The 13089-nt window shown below is 53.9% G+C and carries 8 protein-coding genes; 1 reads left to right on the top strand and 7 read right to left on the bottom strand.

Features of this window, described 5'->3' with window-relative positions; genetic code table 11:
- Positions 1-209 precede the first annotated feature (209 nt).
- From Pla52nx_RS31845 to Pla52nx_RS31835, 3 genes are all read right to left on the bottom strand, one after another.
- Positions 210-800, bottom strand: a complete 591-nt coding sequence (locus Pla52nx_RS31845; RefSeq protein WP_231742784.1) for a hypothetical protein — start codon at positions 798-800, stop codon at positions 210-212.
- Between the two features lie 1791 nt (positions 801-2591).
- Positions 2592-3644: a hypothetical protein gene (locus Pla52nx_RS31840; RefSeq protein WP_231741846.1), complete on the bottom strand. Its 1053-nt coding sequence runs from the start codon at positions 3642-3644 to the stop codon at positions 2592-2594.
- 2191 nt (positions 3645-5835) lie between these two features.
- Complete coding sequence (locus tag Pla52nx_RS31835; protein ID WP_146519227.1) at positions 5836-6720, bottom strand: hypothetical protein; 885 nt, start codon at positions 6718-6720, stop codon at positions 5836-5838.
- A gap of 1467 nt (positions 6721-8187) precedes the next feature.
- Here Pla52nx_RS31835 and Pla52nx_RS31830 point away from each other — a divergent pair.
- Positions 8188-8661 (top strand): DUF4277 domain-containing protein, encoded by a 474-nt coding sequence (locus Pla52nx_RS31830; protein WP_146519228.1) that lies wholly within the window; start codon positions 8188-8190, stop codon positions 8659-8661.
- Positions 8662-8869: 208 nt separating this feature from the next.
- Here Pla52nx_RS31830 and Pla52nx_RS31825 read toward each other — a convergent pair whose 3' ends face one another.
- The 4 genes from Pla52nx_RS31825 to Pla52nx_RS31810 form a co-directional block, all read right to left on the bottom strand.
- Positions 8870-9328 carry a hypothetical protein gene (locus tag Pla52nx_RS31825; protein WP_146519229.1) on the bottom strand — a complete coding sequence of 153 codons (459 nt, stop codon included), beginning with the start codon at positions 9326-9328 and terminating at the stop codon, positions 8870-8872.
- 76 nt (positions 9329-9404) lie between these two features.
- Positions 9405-10643, bottom strand: coding sequence for an ABC transporter permease (locus Pla52nx_RS31820; protein ID WP_146519230.1), 1239 nt, complete (start codon positions 10641-10643; stop codon positions 9405-9407).
- Positions 10640-12379: a hypothetical protein gene (locus Pla52nx_RS31815; protein WP_146519231.1), complete on the bottom strand. Its 1740-nt coding sequence runs from the start codon at positions 12377-12379 to the stop codon at positions 10640-10642. The genes Pla52nx_RS31820 and Pla52nx_RS31815 overlap by 4 nt, the downstream gene beginning before the upstream one ends.
- Entirely contained in the window at positions 12376-13071 is a 696-nt protein-coding gene (locus tag Pla52nx_RS31810; RefSeq protein ID WP_231741847.1) for an ABC transporter ATP-binding protein, read from the bottom strand. The genes Pla52nx_RS31815 and Pla52nx_RS31810 overlap by 4 nt, the downstream gene beginning before the upstream one ends.
- Positions 13072-13089 lie beyond the last annotated feature (18 nt).

Raw genomic sequence — 13089 nt, 5'->3', positions numbered from 1 at the left:
GTTTTGAATCCCCAGCCAAGCAACAACCAGTGCAAGACAGACGCACACTAGCAAGAGTTGCTTCAAGCTAAACCGAAAGACCATACGCATCTTTGAATAAAATTTGACGATCGATTCGCCGTAACCGAGCGGCGACGAAAGAGTTTCCATTTCAGGACCGCCTGACTTCGCCGCTTCGGTTCACGGCATGGTTCGTCGGAGCGTCTGCGTCACCAAAACGCATCAACACCAAGGAGGAAAACGAGGGCAGACACACCAAGTTGTGGAAGGTAACGCATGTCGATTGTACGGGCAAAAGCCCATCCGGCTGCGGTTGTTCCGATCAATCCCGGAATAAACAGCGCCTGCGGGCAGTTTGCCCACGCAGTTTGATCAAACCAGTGGTAGGCAAGTACGAATAAACCAAAAACGGGCCATATCCAGAACCAGTAAATGAGAAATCGCCGTTGCTTTAGTTGGGAAAAGCGTTCGAACACGTCAGCCCCATGCGTTCGACGCCCCTCGACGATTTGCATCTCGCATGAACTGCAGCACCGCGTCGCCAGAACACGATTTGTTGATTTGGATACATCCGTGCCACATTCAGGGCAAAAAAGGGCGAATCGCTTCGACATTCGTTCTGCCCAAAGCAATGCTCCAAGGAAGAATCCAAGCGATGGAAGAACTAACACAATTGGCAAAACATCTGCAGCAGTCTTTCCAACTTTTCGTTGTGTCAAATCAACCAATGAATCACGCACAACCCCAACCAATGCGAAGTAAGCCAGCATCGCAGCAACTCCCAACACGGCGGCGGGCATAAGAATCCACGCTCGACGACGCGATAGGCGAGTGATTTCGGCAGAGGACAACATATAAACTGCAGTTCAGATCAGTCCGACGAACGGTAGCCGTCACCGAGCCGCCGGAGAAACGCTCTCCATTGGCAAACCGCGCGATCGGCGGCTTCGTGTGTAGTACGCCCAACATGGGCGTGATCTTGTGGGGTGAAAGTCCCCTGTACTTAGTTCCGGTAACTTCCAGTAGGAGACAGGATACCAAATGTGGATCCGAAAGAAGAGAGTACGAGGCCCTGTCTCCAAGATGCCCGGCAACTGCGCACAAGGTGACAAACCGTGGGGAGGAAGCCTGCGGATGTGCTCGGAAAGACGGTTCCGGCCAGAGGAACGTGCGGTTCGACGAGAACTGAATCGGACAGAATTCCCACGGCTACTCGTGCCGTCCACATCCACGCCAAGACCCGTCAGGTTCGCGCGCAGCATGCAGCAACGTGGTACAGAAATCACATTGAGGCCGATGACCCTAGGTGAGCTGGCTGCTGACAGCGAAACCGAACCGGAAAAGCAGGGCACAGGTAGATGTGGCCCAACAAGCAATGAATACAGTGACGGGAACAGATCACGTGTCCGTGAAAATCGATGGCCCCCATCGACCAAACGGACGTCCCTTATTTGGGGAGGGCTTCATCCTGTGCCCGCCAGTAGAGCTTGCTCCAACGCGGGGTGGGCCGTGGTAACACGAACCCACGATCGAAGTCGGCAGCAGAAGGCATAGGAGTGACCCGCCGAGTCCAACGGCGACACAAAGGCCTGAACGTCACAAGACAAGGAACGAACCACCGATGAACTCTGATGCTTCCTAGCTCTCCATCCGGGCTTGACCCGGTGGAAGCAAGACTGATGAGCTACAAAGAAGCAGTCGATTCGCTTGGCTCCCCTCCGGCCTCGTGCCGGTGGAAGCAAGGACGATCACTGGACATCTCAAGTCGCGTTCGTCCCGTTGCCACTGGCACGAGGCCAGTGGGGTCTTATCGTGTCGCTCGTGGCTTTGCGATGAGCGGCAAGGGCCCGTGTTGGTTGGCAGGCAGAGCGTCTTTCCACGACGTCTGGCGTCCAGCGCGCTTTATCCAACGAGTATCTGGCCGCTGAGGGCTTGTTTATTCTTGAAGAGTACTGGCTATCGCCTGCATCCTTGCGGCGAAACGCACTGTATTCATCGATCTAGTGCGGACCCGCATGCTAGGTGTTGTGGGAGGGGTCCCGGGCAACCGGGCCCCTATCCCGATTGGCTTGGTTCCCCGCGATTGTGTCACAAACGACGTGTCACGTGCAAATACAATTCAAAGATCGAAAACCGGCGTGAGTTGTAGTTTGCCGTCAGTTCCGATTGAGGCGACGTTCAAACGCCCACAAATCATAGCGATCGTCCCCGGTTCCGCATCTGCATTCTTCGCCAGCCACGATTCAGTGGTTGATTCAGATTGAGCTTCAATGTCAGGACGGGAATAGAATCGTTGTGCGACCTCAGAATGTCGAATTGAGGCAAGGTCTGTTGCAGCGCGGCATGCGAGATCGACTGCCCATGCTTCGTCATCAGACAGTTTGCCAGATTCGAGCAGTTGTTCGATGATCGGTCCGAGTCGTTCAAGATCGGAGATGTTGAAATCTTTGGCAAACATCCGCCATCAGGTTCAGGCTTGTACTTTTCAGTCACAGAACGGTAGGGTTCAGCGGGGCCGCGCGGACGACTTACCACTTCGAAAACGTCAGCTCGCGGCCTCCGTTGCAACCCTTGGTTCTGCCTTCTTTGCGTTAGAGATAGAGCCCCTCAGGTTTCTCCATCATCGAAATCATATTGTCGACGAGTTCCGCGCGGCGATCAATGCCGGCATCACGAAATAGCCTAGCCAAGCGTGTGCCGAATGAACGTGCCGTAAGTCCGTATCGTTCGCGAAAGGACGTTGTTTCGAGCGCGGCACGATCACCAATGGTGATCCACACGAAAACGGCATCGAGAAACTGTCCACGTCGGTGATAATTGTCAACCATTGCAATCGACAATTCGATGTCGCGGCTTTCCGCGACACCAGTATCGAGAGTCAAGTATTGAACGTTCTGCATGAACGGATCGTCGCGAAGAGAATCATCGGGTTCCTTGAGCTTCTGTAGCCACAGTAGCGCTTTGCGGGCCCAGTCGGGTCTGAAGGAACCTGGCAGAATGTGATCGGACCAGAAACAACCGCCCCAGAAAGCAAGCGGACAGAGTAGTGACTGGCGCAAGTGAATCGATGCCTGCGATTGCCGCCGAGTCCGCCGGAGCAAATAGCCGAGGCCGAAATGCGCAGCACCATACTCCGGGAGCAATTCGATTGCTTTGCGGTAGTGTGATTCCGCGTCGTCAAGCTTATTCTCAGCGATCAATTGGTCCGCAACGGCACAATTGCGGAATGGAGAGTCAGGGTCAAGAGTCAATAGTTGCTTGTGATCATCGACGGCAACAACATCAGCAATGTTGATAGTCGGCCGCGGAACGTTTGCAGAATCAAATGCGGATTCGAATTCGTATGTGAGCGTGCGGTCTTCGTCGCGTGCAAGCTGGCAACGTCCGGCAGCAGACAGATCGCCATGTTCTGGGATCAGGGCGTATGCATCGTGGCTACTGTACGCAACCAATGGTGGCCGGTCTTCGCGGCCAATTGGCCAGTAGAACCCGTGATAGTCGCCGTTTCCGGTTCCTGCGAAAGGGAAAAAGCCAACCGGCGGGTAGACGATGGAATAGACGGTCGTCCGTGTCGGCGTGCTATCGGGGTAGGAACCGCCTTCGACGTTGAGAATGTCATCGTCGTAAGCGGTGGGCATTTGCATGATGCATCAAATCTTCAAAGGCAGAACGGTAGAAATTACGGGGAACGGGCGAACAACTTGCAAGCAGACGAGAAAACGAACCACCTGTTCTCCCGTGCAGTACGCCCAACATGGGCGTGATCTTGTGGGGTGAAAGTCCCCTGTACTTAGTTCCGGTTACTTTCAACACGAGGCAGTATACCAAATGTAACTCTTACGAAAGACAGTACGAGGCGAGGGCAACTGCGGGGAGGTGACAAACCGTGGGGAGGTGACAAACCGTGGGGAGGAAGCCTGCGAATGTGAGCGTCAAGCTGGATAGCCGCCGAGAACCGTACGGGTCATAGGGTCAGTCCCGCCGATTCGGGCATGGTTCAACGCAATTCGTTTCCAGACGCATTCACGCCAAGACCCATCAGGTCCGCGCGGAGCTTGCAGTAGCACGGAACAGAAACCGTATAGAGGCCGACACCGCAGGCCCATCGCTGTGCGATTCCCAAAAATCTGCTGACAGCGAAACCGAACCGGAAAAGTTGGTGGAGGTAGATGGGGAGCTTGGGTGGGGATAGATCACGTGTTTCAAGACCATCGCGTCTTGAAACGTCCCTTATTTGGGGAGGACTTCATCCTGTGCCCGCCAGTAGAGCTTGCTCCAACGCGGGGTGGGCCGTGGTAACACGAACCCACGATCGAAGTCGGCAGCAGAAGGCATAGGAGTGACCCGCCGAGTCCAACGGCGACACAAAGGCCTGAACGTCACAAGACAAGGAACGAACCACCGATGAACTCTGATGCTTCCTCGCTCTCCATCCGGGCTTGACCCGGTGGAAGCAAGACTGATGAGCTACAAAGAAGCAGTCGATTCGCTTGGCTCCCCTCCGGCCTCGTGCCGGTGGAAGCAAGGACGATCACTGGACATCTCAAGTCGCGTTCGTCCCGTTGCCACTGGCACGAGGCCAGTGGGGTCTTATCGTGTCGCTCGTGGCTTTGCGATGAGCGGCAAGGGCCCGTGTTGGTTGGCAGGCAGAGCGTCTTTCCACGACGTCTGGCGTCCAGCGCGCTTTATCCAACGAGTATCTGGCCGCTGAGGGCTTGTTTATTCTTGAAGAGTACTGGCTATCGCTTGCATCCTTGCGGCGAAACGCACTGTATTCATCGATCTAGTGCGGACCCGCATGCTAGGTGTTGTGGGAGGGGTCCCGGGCAACCGGGCCCCTATCCCGATTGGCTTGGTTCTGCATCTTATTTTATGTGGTTCCCATGATGACGGACGGCCGGAGTTTCGCAATCTCAATCACGATGCGACGAGTTGGAATTCCGTAGTTGCCGTAGAGATCAAACGTACCAGACTGCGTATGAATGCGAAATGCTTCTGGGCCACTGTCTTTGTCTATACTTATTGATCTCAGTAATGTCATCCAAGGCCACGGAAAACGATTTGGAGACCAATTCACCGGGAATCGAGCAGGTCAGTGCCTTGGTGTCGAGCGTGACACAAACGTCGCGTCGAATGGAAGCCACTGTAATCGCAATCCATAGCGACATTACGAGGTTTACTCCGAGGACAAGGCCCATACCAACCGAAAACACCTTGGCGCGGATGCCGTCGGAGTAAAGGACGGGGAATAAAAGAGGCCACATGTAGACCGCCATGAGCAAGGCGACAGCTGCAGTTAGGATCGACATAGCAAATGTGCGTTTCCACGATCGACGATACGCAATCAACGAGGTTGTGTCACTCACGCTTGGATGCCTTATGTTGATGCAGAACGCCCCCGATGACCGTGCGGGAGCAAGTAAATTTTCCATCAAGAAGCGGCCGATCCACCGCTTCGGTCCATCGGATTGTTATTTGCCACGTCGATCTCGGGAGCTACGAATCCCTTGAAAAGCGAATGCAATAAAGACCCCCATCCCCTTTTCTCGCGCACTCGTTGATGTTCAACAATCATCGGTTCGATGATTACCCTGCCGAAAAAATCACAAAGCATCCACTTCGACCGTCGCTTTGCGCAGTCGACCGAGACGACTCCAAAATGCGCCGGTCCGACCTTTTCGACTCGATCTTGAATGATCCCCGTGGGTTTGCCGATGCACCGACGTTTGGATGGTCACTTATCCAGATTTACTTGATCTGGGGGACATACCAGGGGTCAGGCTTCTAAGGTGAACGCAATTGGTGAACAACGAGGCCTGACCCCTTTGAACGCCCTCACTGCTGCAACTGTTGACAGAGGACACTGAATCGGAACGCATCAAGGCAAGAGAAGATCGGATGCCGTTTGCGTTGTCCAGATAGCAGAGATCGAATCACGTCCGCTAATTTGTAGCAGTGGTATGAGAAGTCGACTGTCGCAAAATAGCTCGTGTCTGCAGCTTGCCTCATCCACTGCTCCATACTCTCCGTTTGTATTGTTCCAAACCGCCCTCCCGACATGTCTATTCGGGTGATGCGTGCTTCGAGTTCTGCAGACATTCGCATGAACCTTGCCTTGTCCGATTCAAGACATACAAGGAAGCGACGAATGCTGGCGTTCTTAGCGATTAGCGATCTCTCGAACTGTACCCAAGGTCGACTCGCTTCACTGGAAACGATCTCGACCGAAAATCGTGATTTAGCAATGGCGTCCTTAAGCTGTTGCGTGATCTGCTGGGACATGTCTGCTTCATCGTCGAGTTGGTGTTCTGTGTAGTCAAAGTAGTCTATGTTGAACCAGTCAAGGGCTGCCTTTACGCCACGAGTTGCTTCGCGATCTCGCGGGTTCTTCACCGTCCACGAGACGAACACGTTGCCGATGGGCTTCTTGAACTTGCGACTCGGGGTGATCCGCTGTCGGTTGCACACGAGATAGGCAAGCTCGTTTGCGGAGTCTAAGAACCATTCGTTCAACTCGTCCGCCGCGCTCTGATCGATTCCATCCAGCAAACCAACTTCTGCTGCTATTTCGAGCATCAGAGGCACAAATCGCTGGAACAACTCCATTGAGGGATACGTCATTTGGTCGCCAAGAGCACCGAGTGCGATGACCTTGTTTCGGAACGCGGGGTTGCTCTGTGCGAGGTCGAGAATCCGCCTGGTCTTTCCACCAGATGTCATAGAGTTGCGCTCGTGCATCATATATGCCTTCTTACCTCATCCATTGTCTGGTGTAACTCTCGCGTCATCTCATTGGCGGATGGCCCAAAACGTCCCGCTTCCCCTCTTGCTTCCCCGGCGTCCATCTTCACGCTGCAGGACGATCCATCGATTATGGAATGCAACAAAGCCCCCCTTCCCTTTTTCTCGTCCTCTTCCCTTTTTCTCGTCCTCAGGGGTTTGTTGGATGAAGTAACTCGATCCGATCGCTCGGCGGTTGTGAGGCAAGTACGTTGTTTGTTCCATGTGCTGGCTGGTGCTGGTCGTAGGTTCGTCGCATTTCGTTCTACCGAAAAATCGGTTCGCGGCACGAACGGAGACCGCATACAGCGGAATCGCAAGAATCAGAGAGTATACAGCCCATGAAATCAAGATCCGGATTGATTGACGACGTTGGTAAAACTGGTTCATCTTTGGCGACCAAGAACTGATGTCGTCTGCATCCTCTCCGTTCGAATGAGAAACACCATCCTCTCCACGTGAATAGACGTGCACGGAGGAGCGCGAACCGAACACGCATTCATCAGCGCGTTCGACGATTTCGTATCGGCTTCCCCATGGATCGTTTGTTGATGTCAATTCATTCCAAGCGTCGTCAATCTCGGTGGTGGACATCCCCGAAATTGGATGTTCGCCGGTCCGAGCCATTTCGATCAAACGAAAATTCCGTACTGCATTTAACGCAACCAGCGAAGGCGGTGCTTCATGCGGCCGCGGAAGCAGAGTTGTTGACGTACCGAAAGCCATGGCCAATACCGCAGCAACCAACAGTATCTGACGCAGCGAATACCTCACAACTAAACCTGCCGACGAACGCAGAGATCACCCAGCCGCGGCGGTGGTCTCTTGTGGTACGTAACGACGACACCCGCGGCTTGGGTGAATCGACATGGATCATCGCGGTACAAGGAGCGACGGCCCGAACCAGTGTCGCTCCATGCTATTGTACCCGGTCAACTCGACCGTGGGGCAATTGAGAACTCCGCTCCGTCTCTGCCTCCACACTGCACTCGATCGCTAGCCGCGCTGATCGTCCAGGATCACGGCGGACGAACGAAAAAGTGACCATTGGGCAACGGCGCCTTGAGTCCTGCCGTGCAACTTCTTTTCCGCACGTTTGAATTTCAGTTTCTTCGAATTTCTGCGGCGGTGCAATCGCCGTCGCTGAGTTCTTGGTCAGGTTTATTGTGTGTCTGGCAACCAAGTAATCTTTTTCCGGATTCTTTGAGTTCGACTTACGTCACGAGCCATCGTCGTAAGTGATTTTTGACGCATTTTTCTTGCCCCCAGGACACCTGGAACTGGGCGGCCGATACGGCCTATCGTGCTGGCATGAACCGAGAAAAAAGGCCTGCTCACCGAGCACCCGATGCAGCGAAGTTGGTACCCAATGCCTCCTGAGGTGAAAAGAGTCTTCAGTCATGCACCATCGGCGTCTTTCCCATCATCAATAGGATCATCGAGCGTCTGGAACTCGATTCCACACTCTGTGGTTTCCTGCCGCAAGAAGACCGCCGAAGCAAGGTGCGCACGTCCACCGCTTTGACCCTGCTGATCAAGAACATCTTGATCAACAGGGAGCCGCTTTACGGGCTGGGGGCCTGGGTCTCTCAGTTCGTGCCCGAATTGCTCGGTCTGGAACAACAGCAATTAAAATCACTCAATGATGATCGTGTCGGGCGAGCACTCGATCGCCTCTTCGATGCCAACCTGCCGGAATTGGCCATGGCCGTCACTCGAAAGGTGGTTGATGAATTCCATTTGAACCTTAACGAACTACATAACGATTCAACGACAGTGCGATTCTACGGCGACTACGACGAGTTTGAACAGCCTGTCCTGCGACGTGGAAAGCTGACGGTCGCGATCCAACAGGGGGCACAGCAAGGACCATCGTCCTGACCTGAAACAATTGCTCTACATCTTGACCGTCTCTGAGGACTAGCTCAAGCCTTCGGTGGCAGCGTCATAGGTCGCATCTGAATTTCATGTCCAGATCGTCCCCAATCGCGTACCCACCATGCCAAGAATTCAAGGCTAAGCCATGATGCCTCTTCGTTTCTATTAGCGAACGCCGAAATCACTCAGCCGCAGCGGTGGTTTCTTGTGGTTAAGGATAAGCCAGATTGAAAACTCCAATGATCCAGCGTCGAGAGCAGATCAGAGCAATGATCTCGGCAGGAACGACGAGCAAATTCATGGCAATCTGAAAAACGCCATCGCTGTTGGGATCCGTAGAGCCTATGGTTTTTCCACCCGTTCGGTTGTGGTGAGGCGTGCAACGCATTTGTATCAACCGAATCGCGTGATTAAGTTTGCCACCGATCTTGCTGGTTTTGCCAAGTAACACGACTTGATCGCACAGCACATCTGCCTTGATGGCAGCTGCAGATAGCGTCCGCTCCTGGGCCACTTGGCAAACCGTGCTGTCGCGAAGTCGACAAACGCAGCTAGTTTGCGATTGCACGATCGAGTTGAAGAGTGCGAACGTGGCATAGCCGCGGTCCATCACATACAAAGCGGTCGTTCTCGATTGTTCTTTCAGCGGTCGCTCGCTCGTCGTAGTCACCACCGCCGTTGAGCGTCACGTCAATGCGGGTTGGAACCTAGCGATCAACTTCAAAATGCGTGTGCGGTCGCCATTGTCAGTCTCGTCGCAGCGCAGTGATCGCTGGGACTCTTGCGGCACGCCATGCGGGATAGAGTCCGGCGAGCAAGGCAAGGATGACGGTTAAGGCCCAAACCCATGCGAGGTCTTCGACCCGGTAGACGGGTACCAAATCAGGACGAGTGGCGGCAAACTGCTCGATGAGGGCGTAGCCGCCGACGATGCCCAACCCCACCCCGGCGGTCGCGCCGACGACGCCGATGACACTCGCCTCCGTTAGAAACATCGCCAGCACAAATCTCTTGTCGGCACCGAGTGCTTTAAGGGTACCGATCTCGCGAGTTCGTTCAGTGACCGACGTGTATAGTGTCGTGATGATTCCAACGGCTCCCACTAGCAAAGCAATGATGGCAGTGCTATCGGTAAATGATCCGAACGCATCGATGAATTCATTCAATGTTTGCAGGACAGCACGTGGGGTCGAGATTCCAACGTCACGGCCATACATTTCCCGCAAATCCGCTTCGACCGACGAAACGTAGTCAGCAGACACTGCGACAACCAATAGTCCATCGTACCTACCATTCTTTTGAAGCAGCCGATTGCTTGCCGCGTGGTTCATCACGATTCCACGATCGATATTTGGATCACCCGTGTCGTTGATCAATCCTGAAACGACGAAAGATCGAGTGATGACAGTCGGATGCCCCGTATCGGGGGAAACCGACGAGTAGGTGGCTTTGACCGTCTGCCCCGTGGCGACGAAGGGAGGCTGGCCGGGCGGTTCGGCTAGGCGTCTTGGAAACAGGATCGCTGAGGGATCGTTTGCACGAAGTTTCGAACCGGTGGTCAAAGTCATCGTCGGCGCAACGACAGCCAGTTTTGTCGGATCGATTGAAAAAACAGTGGACTCCACCGTGCGGCCATGAGACTCCAGGCTGATTAATCCTTGATAGACCGGGATAACATCTGCGACCCAGGCGGAGCTGCGAATTCGTTTTGCCACGACATCATTCAGGATCGCTTTGACAGCAGGTGCCGATTTGGCGAAGTAGGCATCGTTGTTTGAGTCCTGTGCGCTGCTCACGAAAAGTATGTTTGGCGCTAACTTTGCAAACTGCAGGTCTATGAAACTCGTGAATCCTGCTGTCAGACCCTTCAACGCGATCATCAAGCTGCAACCAACTGCAACCATCAATACTGTCAACAAGGTGCGTGTCTTGCGTTCCCAGAGCGCGCCGGTGGCGAGCCTCAAGATATCCAGGATCGCTCTCATTGCTCACTCGTCGTGAGGGCTGACGACTGGATCGCCTCGTCGAGACTCATGTCTCCTCGACGCTTGCTTTCTTCTAAAACACGCTGGAGTTCAGCGTTGTGTTTTCGACGTAGCAGGATAGCAACCAGAAATCCGATGCCGATCCCGGCGACAAAGCAGAAGATCGAAAAGGCGTTACCGTAGGGCTCATCTGTCGCATCTGTTGTTGCAGTCGCGGTTTCAGCACGCGAAGTAAAGGAGACGGTTGTCTGCAACAGCTTTGTGGTTGGATTACGCAAAGCATCCTGGTAACTCAAACGCAGTCGTACGATACGATCTCCAGACATATGCGAAAAGGAATCGCCTAAAGGGATGCTAAATGGAATCGGCGAGTTTTCCACCAAGTCGCCTAGGTAGATGGATTCCGCAATCACATTGCCCTCGGTATCGATCACTTCTAATGTCGAAAAGAGGGCGGTCCCGACTCCTTCGTTCAACAGGTTGCCGGTCAGATGGGGCACGCTGGCGATATCGCCGACCTCGACGTCGTTGAGTCGAACGAGAATCTCGCCCTCACTGTAGAGACTTAGTTCGATCATTTCGGCGTGTGGTTGGCCATCCACGACGAACTGAAATGAAACACCAAGCGTAGACACGCGGCCCATCAGTTCTTTTGCTGCAAAGACCGAGATCGTCAGCGGAATGATCCCATCAACATCCACCCTGTCAAACATCCAGTTTCGTTGCCCCATGACGTTCAGTGCGTCGTTTCCAGAGCGTACGGAAGCAGAGACGTCGGACAACTCATGTCCAGAGCGATTACAGAACTCGACTGCCAGCGCGGAGATTTTTCCTGCGGACGCGTGGAGCTGAGCATTTGGTTCACTGCACTCAAGAGACATGCTATTCGGCGCAGCGAAGATAGAGACGCCCAACGCAGTCTGTATTCGTTTCTGCCTTAGACAAGCGTTGGTGTAACGAACTTCCGCATCGAGTGACTGCAGTGAGCCGGTCGCAAAGGGATTGACGTAGAGGGAGGTTTCCCAATCGACGGACTGCCCTGGACTCAACGAAACTTGCTTAAATGACCTTTGCCCAAGCACAGACAACGCAGGTTGCTGAGTGCTCGGATTCATACCCGAGATGCCAGGTAGGGAGAGTCTGATCCCCGTCGCACTGGCAGTACCTCGATTACTCAGTCGGAACTTCAGAGCGGATGTCGATCCAGGCGACAGGCCGTTGATCGGTGTCAATTCCAGGTTGGTATCGCCTGTCATCCGCAAGTTGGCGGTCAACGTTTGTCGAATCGTATCACGTTTCGATCCGGCGGAGTAATCGATCACCAGTGAGCAGCGAAAGGTTTTGTCCAGGTATGACGATGTGATCTCTACCGGAAACAAGAGCGTGAACATTTCTCCGGCACGAGTGATGCCCGGACAAACCGTTGTCGCCTGGGAGTCGTGACTCTTGACGCAAATGATTCCGTCGGGCAAACCGATCGTCGCTCGAATCGCGGTGATGTCTTCGCCGCGACGATTGATCACGTTTACGGCAAACGTGGCTGCGGTATCGGCGGTGCTGACTTCAACGCCCCCCTGGTCCATCGCGACCGACGACTGCGTTTGAGTTGAATCTGTCCAGAACGACTCAACGACTTCCAGATCCGCAGCGTCTGCCTTTCGAGCGTCCAGCACCAGAGAGCCGATCACCAGCAGCACAGGAATCAAGATGGCCGACGGTTGAGAAAAAGAATTCAATTTCGAATCTCCCGCTCGACCATCCCGTCACGAAGGTAAACTGCGCGGTCTACCAACTGCGAGAGTTCCAAATTGTGCGTGACCATGATCACGGTTCGATTCAGTTGCCGAGTGAGCGTACACAGTAAATCAAAAACTTCCTGCCCCGTGCTTGAGTCCAAGTTTCCTGTTGGTTCGTCGGCCAAGATGATCGGTGGATCGTTGATCAATGAACGAGCGATGGCGACGCGTTGTTGCTGGCCACCAGAAAGTTGCGATGGCCGACAGTGAGATTTGTCGGCGATTCCCATGATGGACAGAAGTTTCCTCGCGCGATCCAGCAGTTGACGTCGATTACGATGAGAGATCATTCCTGGCAACGCCACATTGTTAATGACAGTGGATCGGTGAATCAGGTTGTATGATTGAAACACAAATCCGATCAACTGGTTGCGAACCAAGGCTTGCTCACTGTCGTTCAGTGAACTCACAGGGATGCCTTCAATCGATACCTCACCGGAACTCGGTCGATCGAGAACGCCGATCAAATTGAGTAGCGTCGATTTGCCACTGCCCGATGGTCCAACGATTGCGACCATTTCGCCGCGTTGAAAGTCAAGATTGATGCCACGCAGGGCATTCACCGTCCCAGCGGCAGTTTGGTAGACCTTTGCCAAGTCACGGATTTGCAGCGTTGCGTTCGAGCTCGCCAAAACGTCGTCCGGTATTTT

The organism is Stieleria varia, from assembly GCF_038443385.1.
In the GTDB taxonomy this organism is placed as follows: domain Bacteria; phylum Planctomycetota; class Planctomycetia; order Pirellulales; family Pirellulaceae; genus Stieleria; species Stieleria varia.
Note: the sequence above shows the minus strand (reverse complement) of the source record. Positions and strands in the feature narration are given on the sequence as shown.